Below are 25389 nucleotides of genomic sequence, written 5' to 3'. Positions count from 1 at the left end.
GAAGCGCAGCGTTCTATGCCGCGATTCGACCAATACCAACGACTTCAAAGTGGCTTAACCCCTAATGAGCAGCGAAGAACTCAAACGAAGTGGACTGTTAGAGCAATACGTACTCGGACTTACGGACCGGGACGAAAGCAATCTCATCATGAGAATGGCGGAGGAGCACCCTCACATCAAGCAGGAAATTGCCCGGCTGGAGGCAGAAATGAGTGCCTACGCGGAAGCCAAGAACATCTTACCTCCCGCCCGGGGGCGGAAGACCCGCCACCAGGAAGAGTACGACAACCTCGATCACGAAGTGATCATGGCCATGACCGAGCGGAACCATACGCTTACCATCTGGCGGTACGCGCTTTCGGCGGCTTGTTTTCTCTTATTACTCCTGTCGGGGTACCTGTTTCGGTCCAACCAGCTTAATCATAGCGAACTGGTCAAAGAGCGCGCGCTCCACGCCCAGGACGAGAATACTCACCAGATTGCCCTCCAGCATTTGGAAGAAGGCGCACTGGACTGGGCTACGCTACAAACCTTACGGAAGGACGCCAAGGTCGGGCACCTTCAGGTGCACCACTTTCCCAACCGAAAGACCGTGTTGATTGACCTGTCGGATTTCAATCCCCCAGCCGACGGACACGCTTATTTCATTGTGATGGGCAGCGGACGGGAAGTCATTCCCGCGCTTGAAATCACCCACGAAGGGCAGCATACATTGTATCCCCTGGAACTGGATGGGGGCAACGACACGTTGCGGGTTTTTCACTGGCCGATTGGCCAGCCGGTGCTGCCGGCGGTACCCTCTGAGGACCTGGTGGCGGAGGCGCAATTCGTCATCAACGAGTAGCGACAAACGCACGGGGCGAACCTCCCCAAAGGTTAAGCTGGAATAAATTTTCGGCTAAATTATTTACGCCCTTGGAAAAGTGTATTGACTTTCAGTACATTGAGGGCCTTCCCATGGACAAGATCGTCAACTGTCACTTTTTAATCTACGTACCACATGACAATCTTGTATGCCTTCCTGGTAGCTTGTGCAATTGCTGGTGGACTGTGTTTGTCCTCCGCTATCCTAGATGGAGCTCGCTACTATTAAGGGGAATATTCGGATAATCAGACGGCCAAATCCTGAAGTACACCCATTTATTCTGAATTGACCCCGTTGTAGAATTAGTCTGAGTTTCGAAAAAAATCTTCCCGCTTCGGCCACTTGCGAACGCAAGTGGCCGTCTTTTTTTGGTAGGGAACGCCGAATTGGATCATCTTCCCCGCCATGATATACGCCCATTGGCGGTTGCGGCCTGGATGTTTCTGAGCATTTTTCGACTTGCCAAGGCCCAAAACCCTAATTTAGAGGGGTGCATATCCTATCTTTAGCCACCTCAATTTAGCTTCCCGACGCTTTGCAGTCACTAGTTCCCTTATTCATTCAGCAGCGCGTAGAATCCGAAAAATGGTCGGGTTCACTTAAGGGCTTTACGCTCAATATTGACCTGTCGGGCTTCACGGTACTCACTCAATCCCTGATGAACCAGGGCCTGAGCGGTGCCGAAAGGCTTTCCATGATTCTGAATGAGGTATTCGAACCACTCGTAGGTTTGATGTACGATCGTGGGGGATTTATCCCCTACTTTGCCGGCGACGCCTTTACGGCCATCTTCCCCCTGGAAATTAACCGTAAACACGCCCTCCACCTGTTGCGGACCGCCGACGAAGCCCGGGCCCTGTTCAAAGACCGGGAGCAGCAGTTTGACGATCAGTTTTCCATTGCGGTAAAGGCCGGTCTGGCGGCCGGAAACGTGAACTACGGCATCGTGGGGGAAGAACTCAAGGCGTTTTACTTTCGGGGGGAAGCCATCAACAGTGCCGCCAATTGTCAGATGCTGGCTGACGAACAGGAAATACTGATTGACGAACTGATGCACACCCTGCTAGAAGGGCGGGGAATGGTGTTGGAAGAAGTCAAACATACCGCCTACCGCGTGGTTTCGGACATCCCCCGGCTGGACCCGAAAGAAGTTCAGGTTCAGCGGCAGTTCACGGGGGAGGAGAACGAAGGTATGGGAGAGCAGTTCCTCCCGGCGGCCGTCCTGCGCTACGACCTTCCCGGGGAGTTCCGTACCGTGGTGAGTACCTTCATTTCCTTCGATCAGGTAAATACCCACGAAGAATTAGATCGGTTTGCTTCCATCATCCTGCAGCATGTGCAGGATTTTGGCGGGTACTTCAAGGAAGTCGACTACGGTGATAAAGGATCCCTGATGGTGGTCTTTTTCGGCGCTCCCGTTTCTTACGAAAACAACTCTGCCCGGGCGATGGAATTTGCCCTGACCATCCAGGAGAAACTGGATGTGCTCCGGGAAGACGGCGACGCCAACTTCCGTTGCCGGATCGGGATGACCGTGGGGACCGCCTATACGGGCTTCATCGGTGGGGAAGAACGCCGGCAGTACGCCTGCGTCGGTAACCACGTAAACCTTGCGGCCCGCATCATGAGCAATGCTGACTGGCAGGAAATTCTGGTGGATGGCGAGCTGGCAAAGACGGCCCAGTTTCGCTTCCGGCTAAAGGGTAACATTCAGTACAAGGGGATACCGGACGCCGTGCCCACCTTCACCCTGAACGGGAGACGACAAACCCTGGGGAAACCCAACTATGGTGGGGACCTCATTGGCCGTGACCGGGAAATTGAGGAAATGGTCAAATTTGCTTCGCCGCTGTTTTCCGGAGACCGCGCGGGGATCATTTACGTCGTGGGGGAAGCCGGAATCGGTAAGAGCCGCCTGACGCATGAGGTAAAACGGCAGCTAGACGAACGGCAAACCATCAACTGGCTGCTCGGAAGTTCGGACCAGATTCTGCGCAAGGCCTTCAATCCCTTCGTATACCTGCTGCGGCGCATGTTCCGCCAGAGCATCGACCTGGGAAGTACCCAGAACCTGAGGCGATTTCAGTTCCGCCTCAGCCAGATCAAACAATCTTTGCGTCGTACGGACCACGAACAGGTTGAAGACGTTCTGCAGGAACTCGACCGTACGGAATCGGTACTGACGGCCCTGCTGGGTATCACCTTACCCGGCTCCCTCTGGACCCAACTGGACGCTCAGGGCCGTTACCAGAACACCGTGGCGGCGATCGTTAATTTGCTCGTTGCGGAGTGCATGATCTCCCCCACGGTACTGGAACTGGAGGATATTCACTGGATCGACGAAGATAGCGTGATGGTCGTACGGGAATTGATTCGCAGAACCCAAAGCCTTCCCCTGCTGATCATCGCCACGGCGCGTCGCTACGACGACGGAGAGCAACCGCGGCTCATCAATGAGTTTGCCCGGAGCCAAATGGGGCTCAAGGAGATTTCGCTGGAGATCACGGCCCTCACGACGGAAGCGGTGCGCCGGATGGCGGAAACCACCCTGGGAGACACCATCGCGGATGATTGCCTCGAAACCCTGCTGAGCGCTACCAACAGCAATCCTTTCTACCTGGAGCAGATTTTGGCGTACTTCCGGGAGAATGATCTCCTGGTCAGGAACCGGTCGGGGGAACTGAGCATCAGTGACGAAAGCATCAAGCTGTCCACCAGCATTACGTCCATCCTGACGGCGAGAATTGACCGGCTTTCGGACATGGTGCGGGAAACCGTGAAGGCCGCGGCGGTCATCGGGCGGGAGTTTGAAGTGCCGGTGCTGTCGGAGGTCATGCGGCAGGAGTCGGGCTACGACGATACGGAGGAGATCATGGTACTACTGCGGGAACAGATTGCCGCCGCCGAGCGCGGCCAGATCTGGAGCGCCATGAATGAACTGCGTTATATTTTCCGACACAGCCTGTTGCGGGAAGCCGTGTACGGCATGCAGCTCACCACCCGCCTCCAGCAACTGCACAAGCAGATTGCCCACGCCATCGAAAAGCTCTACGGAGAAAGCATTGAGGAACGGTACGTCGATCTGGCTTTCCACTACGAGCAATCCGGAGACAAGGATAAAACGATTGAGTACCTGGGCAAAGCTGCCAATTTTGCCCGAGCCAATTACCAGAACCAGCAGGCGCTGGATCTCTACGAGCGCCTCATCGAGAAGATCAGTCAGCAGTCGGACCAGGAAGTAACCGTCAATACCCACATCAATCGCGGGAAAGTGCTGGAGATCGTCGGCAGGTGGGAAGAAGCCCAGGAAGCCTACGAACAGGCCCAGGATCTGGCCAAGTCCAGCCGCGACATCATCCTGCTGGGACGGGCCAACAACCACCTGGGGCGCCTCCACACGCTGAAGGGCGACTACGAGAAGGCCATGGACTACCTCACCGTGGCGGCGGGCCTCTTTGAGTCGGTAGACGATATTTTCGGCCTGGCCAAGTCCTACAGTAGCATGGGTAACCTGTACTTCCGAACGGCCCACTACCAAAAGGCGCTCACCTACTACCAAAAATCGCTAGACGATGGCTTCAGCCAGGCGGGAACCTCCAGTGCGGCGGAAACCATCAGTCACCTCGGGCTCACCTACATGAACCTCGGGCGCTACGCCGAAGCCATTCGGGTAGTGGAAGAGCAAATTCCTCGCCACGAGATCAACCACGACAGCATGGGGCTGGCCAGTCTGTACACCAACCTCGGGATTATTTACTTCGAGAGCGGTGGCTACGAAAAGGCGATGGAAAACCACCGGCGGGGACTGGCCCTGGCCGAAGAGTTGGGCAATAAGCGCCTCCAGGCCATCGGCCTGGGGAGTATGGGCAGTGTCTACGAGCGCCAGAGCCACTACGAGCTTGCCCTGGAGTATTTTGAGCGGGACCTGGAAATTTGCCAGGAACTGGGAGACCGGCAGGGCCTTGCGGTGGTAGAAGGGCTAATCGGTGACATCAACAGCGTGGTCGGCAACTTCACCAAGGCCATTCAGCACCTGGATCGCAGTCTCCGGATCAGCCGCGAGCTGGGCTACCGGAAGGGAGTGGCCAAGGCCGTCAATACGCTGGGGGATATCTACTACCTGCAGGGGCAACACGACGTATCTCTGCGCAATTACAACCAGGCCATCGAGATCGCCCGGGGCACCAATAATCGTTTGGTACTGGCCTCCAGCCTGGAAGAAAAGGGCCGGGTGTTACTGGCGGATGGTCAACTGGAAGAACTGCGGGCCGTGGAAAGCGAGGCTCTGGCGCTGGCCGAAGAGCTCGGAAACCCGGACCTGCTGTTTGGCGCGCGCCTGCTGCACGCGCGCTACCTGGCGGCCCACAATCCGGCCAAGATCGAAGATGCACTTCACATCATTGAGGAACTACTTTCCGAAGAAGACATCACCCTGGAGCAACGCGCGGATGCCCTGCTGGGGCGTTACCGCATCAGCGGCGGCTTCGATAAGGAAGCCAAGCAGGAGGCCCTGGATATGTACGCCAAACTATACGAGAAGACCCCAAAATTCATCTACAACTACTACCTGGAAATGCTGCGGGAAGACCGGGTGGTGGATTAAGTGGAGACGGTCCCGCTGGCCCGTCGGTGTTTCCGATAAACAACTGATTACATGTTTGTTTTAACGGATAAAAGACAAAGCAACAAATTACATTAAATATGGATTTTCAGAATACATGGATGGATTTTCGTAAGGTCTTGTTATCACTTTCTACCTTATTATTTGCCTTAAACATCAATGCTCAAATTATAAATGGAAATTTTGATGAGTGGGTAATTATTGATACCGCAGAAACCTACCTGGATTTAATTGGATGGAAAACTACAAATCATAACATCTTTGGCGGATTTAAGAATGTTTCGGTTGAAAAACTTAACCTCGATAGTGCTAATTGTCAAGTTGTTATTGAAAGCAAGCAAGGTACCTTTGACGCTCTAATTTCTGGTTCGATAAGCCAAGAAATATCCTCTGATAATTTATCCTCTATTCGCTACAAGTTTAAATGTGATAGCTTGGCAGGGTTGGGGTATTGTTTGGTTAACATTACCAGTGAAGATATGAGTATGATCTTTACCGATACAATCCGAAATACTTCGGATTCGCTTATATCAAGAGAAGTAATTATTGATTCAGGAGTCATTGGCGATAGCGAAAAGGTTAATATCTATTTTGAAGCATATGGATACGTTTTTGGGCTGTCTCCCGAAATGATGGCTTATTCAGTGTTTGTTCTTGATGACGTATCCGCCGATTACATGACCAATACTCACGCACCAATTAATGATGAAGATATAAAAGTATTCCCTAATCCATCCGGTGGTTTGTTACGTATCGATTACCCCGATAATCAATCTTTAAATACAATACAAATTATCGATCTAAATGGAAAAGTTCTAGCTTCCTACAGTGGAGACACAAGAGAAATTGATGTTAGAAATTTCAGTAGCGGGCATTATATTTTGAGACTTATTAAGGAGGGCAGAGGCTTAATAGCAAGAAAATTCATTATTAAGTAGCCGCCCCTGAAAAACATATCGAGGCTCATTTAAGTATTTGACAACCAGTTTATATTTTGGGCCTGTTGCCATTGTTGAGATATTAGTTTCCCGCCAAAAACGGCCGTGGAGAGAGGTGGAGTTGCGTTTACTTTTCCCCTCGATCAATGTTTTCTATACTTGAATGGGGGATCTATGCCATTTCCTAGGATCCGGCTCAGCCGTGGACTGAGAGAGAGGGCTTAAAGAAGTGGTCAACAAGCAATCGCAAGCCTCAGTAATTCGTCTTCACTGGGAAAAATCATCGTGGAACATTAAAAACACTAGAGCGGTACCGGGTTTACCCCGATACCGCTCTCTAGACTTTACACGATCATTCCGGATAGACCCCCTGTATGGTGAACGCAAAATCCTGGAGGCATCGCGTTGATGTTTGATGGCGGTTAGGTCACCGATCAAACGAGATTCATTCTCCCGCCTAGTTGCCGCCGCCCAGGATGAGGGGAAGTCCCCCGCCTTCACCGCCGACGACGATGACCTTGGAATTGGGCGACTGCGCCAGTTCGAGGGTGGCTTCAATGCCCTTATCCTGCAGAATCTTGTCCGAAAGGGAGGCATTCAGGATGCGGTTGGCGTCCGCCTTGGCCTGCGCCTCGATGAGGCGACGCTCGGCTTCCTGGGTCTCCCGCTGAAGAATGTACTCGTACTTCAGCGCCGACTGCTCGGCCTCCAGTTTCTCTTCGATGGCCATCCGGACTTTGTCCGGCAGTTCGATGTCGCGGATCAGGATGGCCCGCAGGTCGATGAAGTTTTCGCTCAGCTTGCTGGACAGGTCTTCCGTGATGAGGGTCTGTACCTCGTCGCGCTTGGTGGAGTACAACTCTTCGGGCGTAAACTTACCGATGACCTGACGGACGCTGGACCGGACTTCCGGGCGGATGAGCCGCGTCATGTAATCCCGGCCGAAGGTCTCGTGAATCTCGCCGATCTGGCCGTAGTTCGGCCGGATACGGGCGGTGACGTCCACCTTAATGTTCAGGCCGTTGCTGGAGAGCACCTCCATTTCTTCCTCTAGTTGTTGCTCCCGTACCTCGTAGACGTACATGGTGTTCCAGGGGGCAACGATGTGGAAGCCGGGCTGGTAGATATTCTCCTTGTCTAGGCCACCACCGAAGCGGTAGAAGAGCACGCCCCGTTCACCGGCGTCGATGGTTACGAAGGTGGCGTTGCTGAAGATGATCAGGGCAATCAGGATAATGAACCCGAAAATGCCCAGGGTCATAAATTTTTTCTGTGTCATTTTTGCTTATTCCGTTAGCTAGGTCAAGGTAACAAATAAAGACGTGCCCGGATGCACGGCCGACCCAAACTTCGACGGAAGGATGACGGACAACGACGGATGAAGGGTGCCCGGGCTAACTCAGTCGGCCATCAGGACCACGGTACCCGAGGCCTCCTGTCGTTCGCCAGTCGTCAGCTCGTAGGTGGCCACCCACACGTAGGCCGACACGGGCGCACGCTGGCCGTTGAGAAATCCGTCCCAGCCGCGCTGGGTGATGTTTGGCAGGAAGTTGTAGTCTTCCCAGAGCAGTTGCCCCCAACGGGAGAACACCTGAAAGGACAGGATGGTGGCTACCTGTTGGTCGTTGGCGAAGACGGACACGAAATCGTTTTTCCCGTCGCCGTTCGGAGAAAATGCCGTGGGTACGTACAGGGGCACCCGCCCGTCTACGGCTACGAAGGTGACGAGACTGTCCGTACAACCATATATATCGTCAATGGCCAGACTGATGGGCTGGCTACGCGGAGCGGCCAGCACCGGCTGCGGACAGCTGGCGCAGTCAAAATATTCGGCGGGGTGCCAGCGGTAGGCGGCAATCTGGTCCGTAGGGACGAGGTAATCCGGCACCACCTCCACGGAGCCGGCCACTTCCTGGGGAATGAAGGTCGGCAGGCGTGCGGAGCGCGGGCTCGCCCGGGGATAAAAGAAGTCGGGCTGTTCGAACTCGCAGCCCGCGGCGTCCCGGATGCGGAGCCGGTAGTAGGCACCGTCCTGCAGCCGGTCGAAGTCCTCGGCGGGCCAGTAATCCTGGCCGTTGATGCTGTACTCGTAAGGCGGCCGGCCGCCGGCCGCCGTGAGCCGGAGCGGCGGCCGACGAATCTCAAGGCAGTTGATCGCTACCCCCATGAGTGGATCGGGCGCCCGGAGTTCCAGTTCGCGTTCGTCAAAACACCCCAGCCCATCCGTAACGCGGAGGGAATAGGTGCCCGCAGCCAGGTCGGTGGCCAGTAAGCTGTCCGGGCTGACCCCGGTCCAGGAATAGGTGTAGGGCCCCTCCGTGGGCAGGTGGGTGACTTCGATGCGACCATCTTCCGTGTCGGCGCAGCTGGGGTTGGTGAGCCGGGGGTTGATGGTGGGTTCGTAGAAATCGGCCCGGATGACTTCGTTGACGGGCGTCCGGCAGGCGCCGTCCTGCACGGAAATGATGCGGTAGTTGCCGCCCCGGGTGATGGGCCAGGTGCGCCGCCCGGCGCCGGCAAAGGACTGGGTCTCGATCGGGCCGTTGTTCAACTGGTAGGTGACCTCGATGTTGCCGTTGCCCACCAGGTCCAGGGTGATGGACTGCGGCTCGTTACGGCAGGCAGTCAGGTCCTGCGGGGGGAGGGTCAGCTCGGGGGGCGCACTGCTGAAGGTGGGGATGGTCCGGGTGACGTTCTGCCCGCAGGCGTCCGTCACGTCCAGCCGGATCGAGTTGGGTAGGGGAGGCGTCAGTTCGGGGGACGTTTCCGTACTGCCGAAACTCCAGTTATAGCGCAGCGGCGGCACGCCGCCGGTGACGGCGGGTTGCAGGCGCACGTTCTGATCCGGGCAGAAGTAGGCCTCGTCCAGCCCCACCACCAGGGGCTCCGGCTCGGTGATGACGAGTTCAATGGAGTCGGTGTAGCAGGCGCAGGGGATGTCCAGCACCAGCCAGAGGCTCTCGGGGCCCTCGACGGTCCCGTCGGCTCGCGCGGAGACCGATATTTCGGCAAAATTCTGTCCCGCCGGGATGGTCACCTGCCCGGTGCCGGCCGTGAAGTCATCGCCGGAGACGGCCACGGAGGTGCTGCCGACGCGGTAGGCGATCGTTTGGTCCAGATCCGGATTGCTGTCTTCCCCCCGCTGCACGCGCAGGGTAGTAGGGGCACAACCCTCATAAACAATCAGGGCGCTGGAATCGGGGCTTTCTCCCTCCAGGCTGACGCTGCCACCCAGGTCAAAACTCCCGGCTTCGAGAAATACGGCGGAATCCAGGTCGGGGTCCTGCACGTCACCAACCACGAGGCGAATGTGGTAGGTGGCGCAGGTTTGCAGGTTGATGGTGGCCGTCAGGATCACCGTCTGCCCGTCGTATTCGATCGTGGCGAAGCGGGGCCCCGGCTCGGAATTGCCGCCACAGCCCGCGACGTCCCGGACGGAGGGCGACTCATTGTCCAGGTAAAAGGAAGCGTTGCGGCTGAAGTTGACGTTGTTGATGCTGACGGGCTGGTTGGTGCCCGGCACGAGGGCCAGGTTGATGGCTCCGTTGCTGAAGGGGCCGTTGATGCCCGGGCCGCTGATGAAGAAACCGAAAATGTCGTTGAAGGGATCGTTGACGAATTCGCAGTACTCTTCGGAGGCGAAAACGTAGCGGAAGGTTACCGTGGGTTGCAGAGGAATGAAGTCGAACTCGATCCCGCTGGGGTCGAAGATGTTGCCGGTGGAGGCCAGGCTCAGGTCGGGATCGTCCTGCCGCCCCTGGAGCTGGGTGGATATATTCGTGGCGGAGTTCGGTCCGGCGGCATCCCGGATGTCGCCCGTAGACAGGATGATGCCACGGTCGAAGCCCACAATATTGGAGGGCCCGCTAAAGAAGCCGATCCCGTCCGGATTGCTGCCGATGGGCTGAATGTTGAAGATCGTTTCGCAGTTACCGGACGCAAAGACGTCCCGGACCAGCTCCTCGGCGGTCAGGTCGGCGTCCAGTTCCAGGGTAGGGGAGTCGGTTTGGGCGGTAACCAGGAGGGGGAATACCAGCAATGTGAACAACATCCAACGCATCGAAAGCACTATCGTTTTTGGGAAAGGGGCACTCGTTCAGGATAATTCAGGGAGAAAAAAAGCGGGAATTCGTAAAAATTAAGGGGGTGGTTTAGGTGCGGGGGCGGGGCGAGGGTCCCGAGTTCCGTAACCCTCGTCGGGATCGCTGATTTTTAAAAAATGCAGCGGTCCCGAGTTCCGTAATCCTCGTCGGGATCGCTGATTTTTAAAAAATGCAGCGGCGTGCGGGTGCCGGGGACGTTGGTGAGGGCCGTGTGGAGAGCAGAAAAACCCGGTCTCTACGTGGCCCAACCAAAAATTTTTGCACCTGCGACCTCGCCAAAAAAATGTTTTTACCCGCCGGAGAACAAAAAATGCAGCCGTCGAGCGGCCAGAAAACGGGAAAAAAGGGAGAATGAAGGTTAAATCTTGGGCAAAAATACATTCATCTCAATGGTGAACATATAAATTTTATTGTGATCGGAGGCAATTGACTAAATTTACGGAATAATCTCACGCGCGTGCCTTCTTCTCGATCACGCTGGATCATTTTCTCAAAACCTGTTCTATGCTGAAGCACTTTTACTCCGGCCTATTGCTTTCTGTTTTTTTTGCTCTGACGACCCAAACTGCTCTTGCTCAAACTCCCTCCTCCACCGGCACCCGTTCCTGCCAGGATGATTCCGAGATCAGCGTTGCGTTTACTGGTGAAACAGAAATCGCCACTTGTACCGACGATGAGGTCATGGACCGCATCCGGTTTCAGGTTGTCCCCTTCCGCCAGGCGTTCGCCTACGTCGTCGTGGACGCCAACGACATCATCCTCTCCATTGACTTCAGCAACCGGATCAACTTTGATCTGCTCCCTCCCGGCCAACTCCGGGTCTACGCCTTTTCTACCTACGGAAGGATCACGGCCGACGTAGGGGACGTTTTCTCTACCGCCACCTTATCCACTCCCTGTTTTGGCCTGACGACCAATTTCGTCAGCGTCAATAACGGACAAACCGGGGAGGCGACCATCGCCACCGACACCGGTGAAGAAGAAATTACGGTGTGCCCCGGCGACGGGGAGCCGGACATCGTCAACGTGACCTCCACGACGACGAGCACGAATACCGCCTTCGTCGTTACCGACGAAGCCGGGGTAATCCTGGACCTCAACGACACCGGCGCGATTGACTTCGACGGTGCCGGCGCGGGCGTTTGCCGCATCTACGCCTTTGGCTACGAGGGCGACCTACCCGTCACCATCGGTGATAACGTTTCCGCACTCGTCGGTCTCGGCACCTGCGGCGGCGGCCTTTCCCCCAACTTTATCACCGTAACCCGCCTGGAGATCAAGGGCGGTACGGTGTCGACTACCGAAGGAGAATCCATCGTGCGGGTGTGCCCCAACGATGATATTCCCGACGTCGTCAGCTTCATGACCACCGGCAACGTCGGATCGAACAGCGGCTACATCATCACCGATGAGGCCAACGTGATCATCGGTCTGCCCACCGGCAACAGCGAGGACTTCAACGAGGCTCCGGTCGGCATCTGCCGCGTCTGGGCCGTCTCCTACGAAGGAGAACTTACCGCCACCATCGGAGAACCCGTCTCCGGTGCGGTACTGGCCACCAGCTGTTTTGCGCTCTCCTCCAACTTCGTGGAGGTCCGCCGGGAAATCCCTGAGGGGGGCACCATCGCCACCGTGGACGGAGAAACGGAAGTCCTGACCTGCCCCGGTGACGGCAACGCCGACATCGTGGACGTAGTGGCCACCGGCGCGACGGGCGGCGACCTGGTCTACCTGCTGACCGACGACAACAACAATATTCTCGGCTTCTCCGAAGAACCCAGCTTTGACCTCGACGGCGCCCCCGAGGGCACCTGCCGCATCTGGACCCTTTCTTACCAGGGTAACCTCACCTTCGAAATCGGCGACAACGCCGCCACGACGGACCTGTCCGACAACTGCTTCGCCCTGAGTGACAACTTCGTTACCGTGGTGCGCATCGTTCCCGTGGGGGGCACGGTGGCTACGGCTGACGGGGAAACCTCCGTGCGGGTCTGCCCGGGCGACAACAATGCCGACATCGTAGAGGCCGTACTGACCGGCTCCGTCGGCGGCGAGGTGGTCTACCTGGTCACCGACGAAAACAACGTGGTGCTGACGATTTCCGAATCGGCAACCTTTGACCTCGACGATTCTCCCGTTGGCAACTGCCGCATCTGGGCCCTGACCTACCAGGGTAACCTCACCGTAAGCGAGGGCGATAATGCCGGAGAAGTTGACCTGGCCGACGATTGTTTTGCCCTCAGTGACAACTTCATTGCCGTTGAGCGCATCACCCCCGTGGGCGGCACGGTGGCTACGGTAGACGGTGAAGACGAAGTCCTCATCTGTCCCGGCGACGGCAACGCCGACATCGTGGAAGTCGTCGTGGACGGCGCTTCCGGAGGTGATCAGATTTTCGTGATCACCGACGACAATAACCTGATTCTCGACTCTTCGGAGAGCCCCATGATCGATCTGGACGGCGCTCCCGAAGGCACCTGCCGCATCTGGAACCTCACCTACCAGGGCAACCTGATCTTCAGCCCCGGTGGCCTGATCACCTCCCTGGCGCTGGCCGACGACTGCTTCTCCCTCAGCTCCAACTTCGTAACCGTGGTGCGGGAAATCCCCCGCGGTGGTACCATCGCCACGGTGGACGGAGAAACTGAAGTACGCACCTGCCCCGGCGACGGTAATGCCGACGTAATTGAGGTGGTGGCTACCGGCAACAGTGGTGGCGAGTTGGTCTACCTCCTGACCGATGAGAACAACATCATTCAAGACTTCTCCAATACGCCCAGCTTCGACCTGGAGTCCCTGGGCGTTGGCGTTTCCCGCATCTGGGCTCTGACCTACCAGGGCAGCCTCATCTTTGCTCCGGGCGACAATGCCGGCGAAGTTGATCTGGCCGACGATTGCTTTGCCCTCAGCGATAACTTCGTCACCGTAGTCCGGGCGGTACCCGCCGGAGGAACGGTGGCTACCGTCGACGGAGAAACCGAACTGTTCACCTGTCCGGGTGATGGCGTAGCCGACGTGTATGACTTCGTCAGCACCGGAGCGGACGCGACCAACTTCATCTTCGTAATCACCGACGCGGAGAACAACATTCTGGACGTTTCCACGGACGGCACCATTGACTTTGAAGGTGCCGGAGTCGGCGTGTGCCGCGTATGGGGCCTGGCCTACGAAGGCGAGCTGCTGGCGGAAGTTGGCGACAACGCGGCCGGCACCCCGCTGGCCACCGGTTGCTTTGCCCTCAGTGATAATTTCGTGACCGTCCGCCGGGAAGAACCTACCGGAGGTACGGTGCGTCTGGAAAGCGGCGCGACCGCTACGACCCTGTGTCCCGGTGACGGGATCGCGGACATCCTGACGTTCGTGTCCACCGGCGCTACGGCAACGAATGAGTTTGCCTTCATCATCACGGACGAAAACGGCGTGGTGATCAGCCTGCCCGCCAGCGGCACCATCGACTTTGAAGACGCCCCCGTTGGCCTCTGCCGCGTCTACGGCCTCAGCTACTCGGGAGATGTCCTCCTCAACGAGGGCGACAACATCAACGAGGTACAGCTGGCCACGGAGTGTGCGGCCCTGTCCGACAATTTCGTTACCGTAGACCGCATTGAGGCGACCACGGGTCCCATCAGTCTGGAAGACGGTGGCCTGGAGGCCCTGATCTGCCCCGGCGACCTGATTCCCGATCCGCTGTTTTTTGACTCTACGGGCACCAGCCTGGAGCGCTTCAACTACATCGTGACGGATACGAATAATGTCCTGATCCAGGTGGCCTTCACCGACCGGATCAACTTCGAAACCTTCCCCGAAGGCGTCTGCCGCGTATGGGGACTGGGCTACAACGGACTGATCTCGGCCAACCCGGGTGACGTGGCCGGCGTCGACCAACTGGCCACGGAGTGTGCGGCCCTGTCCGAGAACTTCGTTACGGTCGTCAAAGAAATTCCCGACGGCGGTGAAGTAAGCCTGGCGGACGGGACGAACGAAATTACCGTTTGCCCCATGGACGGCGTGCCGGATCTGGTGGAAGTAGTTTCTACCGATGCGGTGGGGGCCCGCTTCATTTACGTAGTGACGACCTCCGAGAACATCATCCTGACCGTATCCGAAGAGAACACGTTCAATTTCGACGAAGCCGTCGAAGGCCGTTGCCGCATCTGGGGCTTGTCCTACCAGGGCACCCTGACGGCCGGCCCCGGAGACGATGCCACGGCGGTTGACCTGGCCACCGGCTGCTTCGACCTCAGCGATAACTTCGTGACCGTGATTCGGGAAGAAGTGATGGGCGGCACGGTCAGCCTGAACAATGGCGCCACGCAAACGGCTACCTGTCCGGGTGACGGAGTGGCGGACGTATTGCGCTTCCGCAGTGAGGGCGCTACCGGCCCCAGCTACACCTACGTCATCACGGACGAGAATAACGTCATTCTCGATTTCCCCGCCGACGACTCCTTCGATTTTGAGGGTGCGGGCGTGGGCGTCTGCCGGGTGTGGGGACTGGCCTTCGCCGGTGATCCGCTGGCCCTGGTCGGCGACACGGCCTCCACGGCCCAGCTGGCCACGGGCTGTTTCTCCCTCAGTGAGAACTTCGTGACCGTCATTCGGGAAATTCCCGTGGGTGGTAGCGTGAGCCTCGACGATGGCACCAACGTTATTGACGTTTGTTCAGGAGACGACGAAGCCGATGAACTGGTGTTTACCACCACCTCGCCTTCCCAGAACTACGTTTACCTCATTACCCAGGAGGGCTTTGCGTTGCAGCCGATTGAGGGGAACTCCTTTGACTTCAACAACGCCCTTTCCGGCACCTACGAAGTTTACGGTCTGGCCTACACGGGAGATCTGAGCATCATCCCCGGGCAGGACATCTTCAACGAAGATTTGGCGACCAGCTGCTTTGAACTCAGCGATACGTCCATCACCATCAACGTGACGCAGGTGGATGGTGGCGAAATCACCGCGGAGAACGGGGCGACTGAGGTTTACCTCTGCCCCGACAACCTCGAAGACGGCTTCGTCTCCTTCTTCTCCAACAGCGTCGTACAGGATACGAACTACGTCTACGTGATCGCCACGGCGACCGACGTGATTCTGAACGTCATGGACAGCGCTTCCTTTGACTTTGGTCCGCTTCCCCTGATGGAACTGAGAGTCTATGCTATCAGCTACACCGGAGACCTCCTGGCCGGTCCGGGAACCTCCATCCTGTTCAGCCAGTTGGCCACGGGCTGCGTGAGCGTTTCCAATTTCGTGACCATCTTTAACGATAACCCCGAAGCGGGAGAAATCAGCTTCGTGGACGTACCACCCACCAACGTGTCCTGCTCCGTTGACGGCGACGGCACCATCGCGGTGGCGACCACCAGCACCAGCGTGGCGGGTTACGCCATTCTGGTTACCGACGAAAACAACATCATCCAGCTGATCGCTACGGACCCCAATGAGGTGGACCTCGGCAGCCTTCCGGAAGGCGACTATCGCGTCTGGGGACTCTCCTACACCGGAAACATCATCGCTCAGGTGGGTGACGATGCGGCGGTGGTGGCCCTGGCCGATAACTGTTATGAATTGACCTCCGACTTCCTGACCGTCCGTCAGGGAGGAAGCATTACGGCGGGTAGCCTGAGTGTGGTAGGGGCCGACAGTGATACGCTTAGCTTCTGTATTCCCGCCGGCAATAATCCGATTGTGCTGGTGGAAGCCAGTGTTTCGGCGGCCAATTACCGTTACGTCGTTACCGACGAAAACGGCGGCGTACTGGTGGCGAACCTGCCCAGCGGAATCATTCCCTTCACGGCCTTCCCCGCGGGAACTTACCGGATTTACGGCACCAACATCACCGGACAACCGACCATCTCCTTCGGGCAGAACATTGAAACGGCCTTCCTGAGTACGGAGTGTTACGCTATCTCCAGCAACTTCATCACGGTCACCAAATCCGACCCCGACGGCGGTATGGTCACCACCGAGGATGGAATGACGGAGGTAACCGTGGAAATTGACCGGAGTGGGGAAGAACCTACGGCCGTGCTGTCCTTCATCTCTACGGCCAGCATGGACGATGAGTATCTCTACGTGGTCACCGATGAGGAAAACGTGATCCTGGGCACTTCCGCCGACGGAACGGTAGACTTCGGTCCCGCCGGCCCCGGCGTTTGCCGGGTGTGGGGACTGGCCTACACCGGAAACGTGACGGCCATGGTTGGCGATGACGCCGACGACACCGTCCTTACCGACGGTTGCTTTGCGCTCAGCGACAACTTCGTAACCGTCACCCGTGCGGAAATGATGGAAATCGGGGGCGGCGTCTTCCAGGATCACCTCCAGGATGACGTGAGAAGTTCCGTCTCCCTGACGGCTTACCCCAACCCCGTTTCCGGAGGAGAGGTCATGCTCACGCTCGAAAGCGACCTGCCACTGCCCCGGGGTACGGTGTCGGTTCGCGACCTTAACGGACGTTCCTACGACGTACAGCCACTGCCCGGAGGTACGACTTCCGCGCAGCTTCGCCTGGACATCAGCACCCTCCCCGCCGGCATGTACTTTGCCCAGTTCCAGACGGAGCAGGGCATCCGTTCCGTGCGGTTCATGAAGCGGTAAATACAGGCGTAAATAAGGATTGGTGAAACGGGGCCAGAGGACATCTCTGGCCCCGTTTTCAACTATTCCCGGGACTGAATCCTTTATTGGACATGCGCATTCTTCTCTTGTCAATCGTGGCCATCCTCTTCGTGGGCATGCTGTTCGTCAATCTCTACTTTCGGGCAAAGGTCCTGAAGGCCTACCGGGTGTTGGTCAGGAACCGGGTAGAATTCACGGCGGGGCAAATTTTCAGTAGTCGGAAAATTGAGGAGGAAATTATCCCCAGTTATCCCGACCAGGAAAGCGCCATCCGCGATTTCAGCAACAACCTGAGGCGCAGTATCTCCATGACTACGGTGCTGCTGGCGCTGATCACCCTGTTCGGGGGCATTCTCATGTGGTACCGGTTTGAGTAATCCCGGACGCTTTAAACCATCTGCTGGAGTTAGCTGAAGTGGCCTTTGGCCGGAGGCAGGTGCCAGGTTGTTGGGGGTGGCAAAGAATCGGGCTTCGCCGGGCATTTTCCGTTGCGGGAAAGTACATGCCAGGAAATTGTACTACATTTATTCCGTAGACACTCAACTCTTTAGCGTAAGCATGTTTTTTAATCGCCCACGAAAAGTGGCGGTGGTAATCCCTCAGATAGCAATTGATTTAATGTTTCGACTGCAGTTAGTGGTTCTCCTCGTTGCGTTCCTGCCTGCTTCCTTCCTCCTTGCGGGGAATCTGGACAGCCTGCAGCGGGCCTATGCCGTGGCCGAAGGGGAGAAAAAGTATAAGCTGCTGGAGGCAATCTTTATCGAAGATTATCGGGTCGTAACCATCGAAGAACTGAAACAGGGCGCCGCAGAAGCGGAGCAACTGGGCTTTCACGAAATGCACGGGAGTCTATTGTCTGACGTAGGCTTTTACTACAATTACCTCGGTAAGTTCTCCGAAGCCGTACCCTACCATCTGGAGGGGATGAAAATCCTCAAGGAGTACAGTACGCCGAAAATCTGTTTTAACAGTACGCTTGGCTTGTTTGATGCCGTAGTCTACACTCAAGAGTATGACCTGGCGCTGGAATACGGGCTTTATCTTGATAGTTTATCCAAAGTGCTGGACACACCCTACGCCCGTTTTGAATCGATCTACACCTTAGGCTGCCTGTATCAGGAAATGCAAAACTGGGACGAAGCGAAGCGTTATTTCAACAGTGCTCTTACTTTTCCGGATACCGTCAGCTATGATTACGGGGTTGTTCAGTACTTACTGGGAACTATACACCTTCATGATGATAAGTTGGATAGCGCCCTATTGCTGAACCAACGGGCCGTTGACCCATACCGCAAAAAAGAGTTGGGGGAGGATTTTCCCCATCACCTTCCCCTGGCGATCTATAATCTGGCGGAGGTCCACTATGCCCTGAAGAATTACGAGCAGGTAATCTCTCTGGTGGAGGAAGCCCTTCCACTGGTTTGGTCGGGAGATCCCTATACCTTGTCTTCTCTGATCGGTATGGCCACCAAGGCGGAATTGGCGTTGGGGCAGGTCGATCAGGCCCGGGAATCGCTGTTGTCCATGGCTCCCCTGATGGCTGAACTTGAAGATTTGGATAGCTGGACGGTTTATTACCAACTACAGCGCGACCTCGCCCGGGCCGAAGGCAACCATCCACAAGCCTGGCATTACGATAGCCTGCACACGATTTTCGAGGATAGCCTGTACTACAACGAGCGGGAAATCGCTCAGTTGGGCGTAATGGCACAGTACGAAGTGCGTAAGCGGGAGGAACAAATTTCCTTGCTACAGACAGTAAACCGCAGGCAAAAGGAAGTGATCACCCTGGGGATTGTGTCCGCCCTGCTGATGATTTTTGGGGGCTTATTGTACTACCGGCAATCCCAGTACAAGTCCTACCATAAAATTGCCCTACTGGAACAAAAGAAGGCCGCGGAAGTAGAGGTTGCCGAGCTCAAGGCGCAGCAAAATGTGGAGAAACTGGAATACATGGCCCGTACGCTAAGTTCCAACACTACCTATTTGCGACAGAAGAATCAGGTGCTGGCCGGTTTGCGGGAGGAGATCCTTGCTCTGACCAAAAAACAACAACGAAATGGGGAGTTGAAGGACCTTCAGGCCATTGTCCGGAAGATTGACCAGAGCATGGAAATGGACAGCGACTGGAAAGACTTCAAAAAGCACTTTGAGATGGTTCACCCGAACTTTTTCTCCCGAATCATCCAGCACTATAAGGTTAGCAATAACGATCTCCGGTTGCTGGCCTACCTGAAAATGAACTTGGCCAATAAGGAAGTCGCGAGGTTGATGAACATCACCCCCCAGAGCGTACTCACCGCAAAGTATCGGTTGAAGAAAAAGCTCGGCATCCCAAAGGGGGACGATCTAATGGAATTCGTCCAGTCCTTTTAAAATTAAACTAAGGTTGGGGTTTACGGGTGGAACGAAGCGGAGTCCTCGCGCGCTGCCGTTGGGGCGACCCTCAGCGTAAAAAAGAAAACCCGCAAGCGGAGCTTGCGGGTCCTTGGAAAATGATGTTGTTCATAGTCTTCGAAACTAAAGTTGTAGAACTCTTCTCAGAATAAAAACAAAGAATTCTAGGTTCCCGTGTGCGGGGAACTAGAGTTAATAAGCGTTAGTGTTGTTGATGGAAATTAATGTGTTGTTCAAAGTGTAAAGTCTCTCTCTAATTACATTCTCAAATGTCGTTAATCTTGGCCGGAATACCAATAGACCTACCCTAGACATTTTGAAAAAGAGTATAGACAAACCATAGACAAGCCTAGGTTTTACTAGGGGTTCAGCCTTAACAGCCACCACAATCGGGACAACAAGCCCTCAAATTGGACAGATTAGCAAAAAACAATTATCTCCCGAGGTGGACGAGCAGCACACTGACGTCTGCGGGGCTTACGCCACTTATCCGGCTGGCCTGCCCGATGGTCCTCGGTTGTAGCTCATTAAGCTTCTGCCGCGCTTCTTTGCTGAGGCTGGTCAGTTGGGAGTAGTCGAAATCGGCGCCGAGGCGAATCCCTTCCAGGCGGTTCATTTTTTCAACCGCCGCCTTTTCTCTTTCGATGTAACCTTCGTACTTGGCCGTGACCTCCGCCAGGTTTTGGGTTTCGGCGTCGTGATCGGCCAGCAGGGCGGCAAAATCCGGTAGGGCCGCGGCGAGTCCCGACAGGGAAACACCGGGACGGGTGATTACGGAGTCCAGCTTCACGCCTTGCTTCAGGGCGGCGGAACCGATGCTTTCCAGGAAACCATTCAGCTGGTCCGGGCTAACGCTGTAATTGGCTAGTGCCCGCCGAATGGCGCTGACGCCCGCTTGCTTTTCTTCTACCCTTTCCATCCGGGCTTCCATGCCGTGCACCCCAAGTTTTTGGGCCAGGGGGCTGAGGCGTAGATCCGCGTCATCCTGCCGGAGGAGGATGCGGTATTCTGCCCGGCTGGTGAACATCCGGTAGGGTTCCTTCGTGCCCTTGTTGATAAGGTCATCGATGAGCACCCCGATGTAGGCTTCGCTACGCTTCAGTACGAAGGGTTCCCGTTCCTGCACGGCAAGGGCCGCGTTGAAGCCGGCCATCATACCCTGGCATCCCGCCTCCTCGTAACCGGTCGTGCCGTTGATCTGCCCGGCGAAGAAAAGCCTGGGCACCAGGCGGGTCTCCAGGGTGGCAGCCAGCTGGGTTGGAGGGAAGAAGTCGTACTCGATGGCGTAGCCCGGGCGGAACATTTTCATGTTCTCGAAACCCGCAATTTTTCGGAGCGCCTTATACTGTACGTCTTCCGGAAGGGAAGAACTGAAGCCATTGACGTAAATCTCGCAGGTGTCGCGGCCTTCCGGTTCCACGAACAACTGGTGACGGTCACGGCCGGCGAATCGGTCGATCTTGTCCTCGATGCTGGGGCAGTAGCGTGGCCCGAGGCCACGAATTCTACCGTTAAACATTGGGCTCCGGTCAAAGCCCTCCTTCAGGGTGTCGTGAACGTCCTGACTGGTGTAGGTGATGTAACAAGGCAGCTGGTTTTCCAGGGCCGGGGTTTCGGTATAGCTGAACCGCCCGGGATCGTCGTCACCGTGCTGGATCTCCATTTTGCTGTAGTCGAGGGTACGCCCGTCAAGGCGTGCCGGCGTACCCGTTTTCATGCGGCCGCTCTCGAAGCCGAGTGCAACGAGCTGTTCGGTCAGTCCTCCGGCCGCGCGTTCTCCGGCCCGGCCACCACCAAATTGCTTTTCACCGATGTGAATTTTCCCGTTCAGGAAAGTTCCGTTGGTGAGCACGACGGCCTTCGCGGGGATTTCCAGGCCCAGGCCGGTGTACACACCCGCCGCCCGACCGTCCTTGATGATTACACCGGTAATCATTTCCTGCCAGAAATCAACGTTGGGGTGGGCTTCCAGCTTGGCCCGCCAGTTGAGGGCGAAGGCCATGCGGTCACTTTGCGCCCGCGGGCTCCACATGGCGGGACCTTTACTCTTGTTGAGCAACCGGAACTGGACCATGGTTTCGTCGGTCACGATTCCAGAGTATCCCCCAAGGGCGTCAATCTCACGTACGATCTGTCCCTTACCGACGCCGCCCATGGCGGGGTTGCAGCTCATCTGAGCGATGGTCTGCATATTCATGGTGGCGAGCATAACTTTTGCTCCCAGGTTAGCGGCCGCAATGGCTGCCTCACATCCGGCGTGGCCGGCACCAACAACGATCACATCGTAAGTAGGAAACATAACGAAAGGACTTAAAAAAATAACCCGGAAAACCATCCCGTGAAATCGGATCAGGTTCAGGATCAATGAGTTTAACTAACGCATTCAGGGGCCGCAAAGTTACGGGATTAATTTTTTTGAAACCTGGGAACAAGCGTTGGGGAAATCCGTCAGCGTATCAGGGGACTGCCATTTCCTTCTTGCGGGTATTTAGCGTGCGGCTTACGGAAAATCAGGCCATTTTCAGCTCACGGGTATCCGGCTTAGGCAGGATCAGAATCTTGGACCGACCACGTTGACTGGCGGATGCACAGTAAGCGTGGTGGAAATGTTATATCCCCGGTCGTTTTCGACTATTTCCGTGTAAAATGCCCCTTACCTTCCCCGTATGATGCTCATTCCCCAACGTCTGTTTCAAAGTGATGACGTCCGCGTACTCCTGCGGGACGGAAATAATTGCGTGCTGCATAAATCACTTGCTGAAGACGTGATCGGCCGGGAGGCCTACGTCGCCAACCACGTGGTCAGTATGGTTTTGGCGGGCGAGCAAACCATCAGGACTTACGATGATGCAGTGATTACCGTTCGGACGGGAGAGATGGTAGTGCTTCCCCGTGGCGTATACTACGTCACCGATTTAAGGGCAAAGGATGGTCGTTTTCGGAGCCTGCTTTTCTACTTTGATGAAGAAGTAATACATCGCTTTCTCGCCGGAGTGAGGGTGGCGGAGGTCAGTCGGGCTTCTGCACCCGACCATCTCAAAATCCGGCAGTCGGAAGCGATCAAACACTTCGCAGAGGCAACCCTTAAGGTTTACGGCGAAGGTTCCCTCGGGAAGGAGTTGTTGCCGCTGAAGCTACAGGAGTTGATGCACCTGATCGCTCCGGCGGGGGGCGAACGTGCCTTCGTAGAATTCCTCTTTCGGCTTACGCTGCCGAAGCGGAGAAACCTGAAGACCTTCATGGAGCACAACTACCAGAAGCCCCTCAAGGTGGAAGACTACGCTTACCTTACGGGAAGGTCTCCGAGCAGTTTTCGTCGGGATTTCCGCGAATACTTTGGCACTACCCCGAACAAGTGGTTGCGTAAGCAGCGGCTACGGACCGCCAAGATGATGTTGGATCAAAGGGACTTAAGCGTTACGGAATTGTCCTACGCGGTGGGGTACGACAACATTTCCTACTTCATCCGGGAGTTCCGTAAGATGACGGGCTTATCCCCAAAGCAGTATATGCTACACCGCCGGGGAGAGCAGTTTACCGATTTTGATGCATGAGTGATACCCCTGGTTGATTTGTGCTAGTTTCCCGTGAGGGTGGGCCATTTCTTTGTCGAAACTAAAATAAACGTACGATGAAGATTGCCTTTATCGGCCTCGGGATCATGGGTTCCCGCATGGCCGCAAACCTAACGAAAAGTGACGCTGAGGTAGTCGTCTGGAACCGGACGCTTTCCGCCGCTACTCCCCTGAAGTCTCGGGGAGCCACCGTCGCAGCATCCCTTGCCGAGGCGGTAGGGGAGGCAGACCTGGTTTTTTCCATGTTGTCTACTCCGGAAGTGGTGGCGGAATGTTTCTTTGGGGCCGACGGGGCGTTGTCAAAAATGCACTCCGGTTCCCTGTGGGTAGATTGCACGACGGTAAATCCTGGCTTTAGTCGGAAAGCGGCCGCGGAGGCCAAAGCTTTCGGGGTTCAATTTTTTGATGCTCCGGTAGCGGGCAGTAAACCTCAGGCGGAGGGCGCACAACTAGCTTTTTTTGTGGGCGCCACGGAGGAAGCAATTGTCCCCATGCGCCCCTACCTCGATACCATGGGCGCGAAGGTGATTCCCTTCGGGGAGGTTGGAAAAGGGGCTTCCTTCAAGATGCTGGTCAACATTATGCTGGCCCAGTCGATGATCATTTTCTCGGAGGCCGTATTGCTGGGGGAGCGACTGGGGTTAGCCAGGGAGTTTTTGCTCGACGTGCTTCCGGGATTGGTGGTCTCCGCTCCCTTCACGAAGTTTAAGGCGGAGATGATTCGGCAGGAGAACTACGAGGTGCAGTTCCCGCTGGAATGGATGTTGAAGGACCTTCATCTGGCGAGTGTTACGGCCTACGGTGCGAAGCAACCCGTCTTTATGGCGAATCTGGCGAAGGAAATGTTTGCGGCGGCCGACAAAGAGGGGCTGGGGCGCCTTGACTTCTCCGCCATTCACCAATACCTGGCGAGGAGAGAAGGGTAGGCTTGGGTGTGGCCCCCAATCAAAAAAGCGCTTACCCCCCATCGGGAGCAAGCGCTTTTGGTTTAGTCTCTGGTTACCCTCAGGCTTCTACCTTCTGGGCATCCTTGGCGGAGCCCTTCCCGTTGCTTTCGGCCGGGGCGGGTTCCTCTTCTAGTCCCATCAGGCGGGCCTTGATCTTGTTTTCAATTTCTTCGGCCACCTCGGGGTTGTCCAGCATGAACTGCTTGGCGGCTTCCCGGCCCTGGGCGATTTTAGCGTCGCCGTAGGCGTACCAGGCGCCAGATTTCTTGATGATGTCCTGGTCTACTCCGAGGTCAACGATCTCTCCCGTTTTGGAGATGCCCTCGCCGTACATGATGTCGAATTCGGCAATCCGGAAGGGGGGCGCCAGCTTGTTTTTGGCCACCTTCACCTTGACGTGATTTCCGATCACGTTGCCCTCCTTGTCCTTGATGGCGGCACCGGAGCGACGGATGTCAAGGCGCATGGAAGCATAGAACTTCAGGGCGTTACCACCGGTGGTGGTTTCGGGATTACCGAACATAACGCCGATTTTTTCCCGAAGCTGGTTGATGAATACACAGCAACAACCGGTTTTGCCGATGGTGCCGGTCAGCTTCCGCATGGCCTGGGACATGAGGCGTGCCTGAAGACCCATTTTGCTGTCACCCATTTCACCTTCGATCTCTGCGCGGGGCACGAGTGCGGCAACGGAGTCCACAACGAGAATGTCGATGGCGCCGGAGCGGATGAGGTTCTCGGCAATTTCCAGGGCCTGCTCACCATTGTCGGGCTGGCTGATCAGGAGATTGTCGGTGTCTACTCCTAGGCTCTGGGCGTAGAAACGGTCGAAGGCGTGTTCCGCATCCACGATGGCGGCGATACCGCCCCGTTTCTGGCATTCGGCAATGGCGTGGATGGCCAGGGTCGTTTTACCGGAGGATTCCGGACCATAAATCTCAATGATCCTTCCTTTTGGGAGGCCGCCGATGCCGAGGGCTACGTCCAGGCCAAGGGATCCGGTGGGGATGGCTTCAACGTTGGCCGTTTGACTCTCGCCGAGGCGCATAATGGTGCCTTTCCCGTAGGCCTTGTCCAGACGATCAATCGTCATTTGTAGCGCCTTCAGTTTTGCGGCGGTGTCTTTATTATCTGCCATTTTTCTGCTGTTTTGAAGAAACTGCTTTTGTTTTGCTATGTCACAAATATAAACAGATTTGCATTGCGGGGCAACAAGATGTCAATAAAAAAACAAAATATTTTCCACTTTATGCAGATAAAGGCTAATTTATAATCAATATGGTTATTGTTTTTGTTTGAAAAGTGCCGTTTTGCGGCCAGTGACG

General features: G+C 56.0%; 12 protein-coding genes. 8 read left to right on the top strand and 4 right to left on the bottom strand.

Annotation, left to right across the window (positions count from 1 at the left end; translation table 11 throughout):
• Window positions 1–64 precede the first annotated feature (64 nt).
• From E1J53_RS06440 to E1J53_RS06430, 3 genes are all read left to right on the top strand, one after another.
• Complete coding sequence (locus E1J53_RS06440) at window positions 65–844, top strand: hypothetical protein (RefSeq protein ID WP_134271039.1); 780 nt, start codon at window positions 65–67, stop codon at window positions 842–844.
• A gap of 556 nt (window positions 845–1400) precedes the next feature.
• Window positions 1401–5468, top strand: coding sequence for a tetratricopeptide repeat protein (locus tag E1J53_RS06435; RefSeq protein WP_134271040.1), 4068 nt, complete (start codon window positions 1401–1403; stop codon window positions 5466–5468).
• A gap of 98 nt (window positions 5469–5566) precedes the next feature.
• Entirely contained in the window at window positions 5567–6424 is an 858-nt protein-coding gene (locus E1J53_RS06430; protein WP_134271041.1) for a T9SS type A sorting domain-containing protein, read from the top strand.
• Window positions 6425–6881: 457 nt separating this feature from the next.
• Here the strand turns inward: E1J53_RS06430 and E1J53_RS06425 are convergent, their stop codons facing one another.
• Together E1J53_RS06425 and E1J53_RS06420 are read right to left on the bottom strand one after the other, a co-directional pair.
• Window positions 6882–7703 carry a prohibitin family protein gene (locus E1J53_RS06425; protein ID WP_134271042.1) on the bottom strand — a complete coding sequence of 274 codons (822 nt, stop codon included), beginning with the start codon at window positions 7701–7703 and terminating at the stop codon, window positions 6882–6884.
• Window positions 7704–7823: 120 nt separating this feature from the next.
• A complete protein-coding gene (locus tag E1J53_RS06420; RefSeq protein ID WP_134271043.1) occupies window positions 7824–10484 on the bottom strand; it encodes a choice-of-anchor L domain-containing protein in 2661 nt (886 codons plus the stop codon).
• 547 nt (window positions 10485–11031) lie between these two features.
• Here E1J53_RS06420 and E1J53_RS06415 point away from each other — a divergent pair.
• The 3 genes from E1J53_RS06415 to E1J53_RS06405 all read left to right on the top strand — a co-directional run bounded on the left by E1J53_RS06415 (window position 11032) and on the right by E1J53_RS06405 (window position 19521).
• Window positions 11032–17124, top strand: a complete 6093-nt coding sequence (locus tag E1J53_RS06415) for a T9SS type A sorting domain-containing protein (RefSeq protein WP_134271044.1) — start codon at window positions 11032–11034, stop codon at window positions 17122–17124.
• Between the two features lie 92 nt (window positions 17125–17216).
• Entirely contained in the window at window positions 17217–17522 is a 306-nt protein-coding gene (locus E1J53_RS06410) for a hypothetical protein (protein WP_134271045.1), read from the top strand.
• A gap of 241 nt (window positions 17523–17763) precedes the next feature.
• Entirely contained in the window at window positions 17764–19521 is a 1758-nt protein-coding gene (locus tag E1J53_RS06405; protein ID WP_134271046.1) for a tetratricopeptide repeat protein, read from the top strand.
• Window positions 19522–19975: 454 nt separating this feature from the next.
• Here E1J53_RS06405 and mnmG read toward each other — a convergent pair whose 3' ends face one another.
• Window positions 19976–21841 (bottom strand): tRNA uridine-5-carboxymethylaminomethyl(34) synthesis enzyme MnmG, encoded by a 1866-nt coding sequence (mnmG, locus tag E1J53_RS06400; RefSeq protein ID WP_134271047.1) that lies wholly within the window; start codon window positions 21839–21841, stop codon window positions 19976–19978.
• Between the two features lie 367 nt (window positions 21842–22208).
• On the opposite strand from mnmG, the gene E1J53_RS06395 reads away from it, so the two are divergent.
• Window positions 22209–23096: an AraC family transcriptional regulator gene (locus tag E1J53_RS06395; protein WP_134271049.1), complete on the top strand. Its 888-nt coding sequence runs from the start codon at window positions 22209–22211 to the stop codon at window positions 23094–23096.
• 77 nt (window positions 23097–23173) lie between these two features.
• Complete coding sequence (locus E1J53_RS06390) at window positions 23174–24043, top strand: NAD(P)-dependent oxidoreductase (RefSeq protein ID WP_134271051.1); 870 nt, start codon at window positions 23174–23176, stop codon at window positions 24041–24043.
• A gap of 79 nt (window positions 24044–24122) precedes the next feature.
• Here the strand turns inward: E1J53_RS06390 and recA are convergent, their stop codons facing one another.
• The gene (gene recA, locus E1J53_RS06385) at window positions 24123–25202 is read right to left on the bottom strand and encodes a recombinase RecA (RefSeq protein ID WP_134271053.1); all 1080 of its coding nucleotides are present in this window, start codon (window positions 25200–25202) and stop codon (window positions 24123–24125) included.
• Between the last annotated feature and the right edge of the window lie 187 nt (window positions 25203–25389).

The organism is Lewinella sp. W8 (genome assembly GCF_004375085.3).
Classification (GTDB): Bacteria; Bacteroidota; Bacteroidia; order Chitinophagales; family Saprospiraceae; genus Neolewinella.
The sequence above is the reverse complement of the archived record's forward strand: the minus strand, read 5'-3'. Positions and strand labels throughout refer to the sequence as shown.

Excerpts from the sequence above, each read along its gene's own strand:
- E1J53_RS06440 (WP_134271039.1), top strand. The coding sequence starts at position 65 with ATGAGCAGCGAAGAACTCAAACGAAGTGGACTGTTAGAGCAATACGTA.
- E1J53_RS06430 (WP_134271041.1), top strand. The coding sequence starts at position 5,567 with ATGGATTTTCAGAATACATGGATGGATTTTCGTAAGGTCTTGTTATCA.
- E1J53_RS06425 (WP_134271042.1), bottom strand. The coding sequence starts at position 7,703 with ATGACACAGAAAAAATTTATGACCCTGGGCATTTTCGGGTTCATTATC.
- E1J53_RS06420 (WP_134271043.1), bottom strand. The coding sequence starts at position 10,484 with ATGCGTTGGATGTTGTTCACATTGCTGGTATTCCCCCTCCTGGTTACC.
- E1J53_RS06415 (WP_134271044.1), top strand. The coding sequence starts at position 11,032 with ATGCTGAAGCACTTTTACTCCGGCCTATTGCTTTCTGTTTTTTTTGCT.
- E1J53_RS06410 (WP_134271045.1), top strand. The coding sequence starts at position 17,217 with ATGCGCATTCTTCTCTTGTCAATCGTGGCCATCCTCTTCGTGGGCATG.
- E1J53_RS06405 (WP_134271046.1), top strand. The coding sequence starts at position 17,764 with ATGTTTCGACTGCAGTTAGTGGTTCTCCTCGTTGCGTTCCTGCCTGCT.
- mnmG (WP_134271047.1), bottom strand. The coding sequence starts at position 21,841 with ATGTTTCCTACTTACGATGTGATCGTTGTTGGTGCCGGCCACGCCGGA.
- E1J53_RS06395 (WP_134271049.1), top strand. The coding sequence starts at position 22,209 with ATGATGCTCATTCCCCAACGTCTGTTTCAAAGTGATGACGTCCGCGTA.
- E1J53_RS06390 (WP_134271051.1), top strand. The coding sequence starts at position 23,174 with ATGAAGATTGCCTTTATCGGCCTCGGGATCATGGGTTCCCGCATGGCC.
- recA (WP_134271053.1), bottom strand. The coding sequence starts at position 25,202 with ATGGCAGATAATAAAGACACCGCCGCAAAACTGAAGGCGCTACAAATG.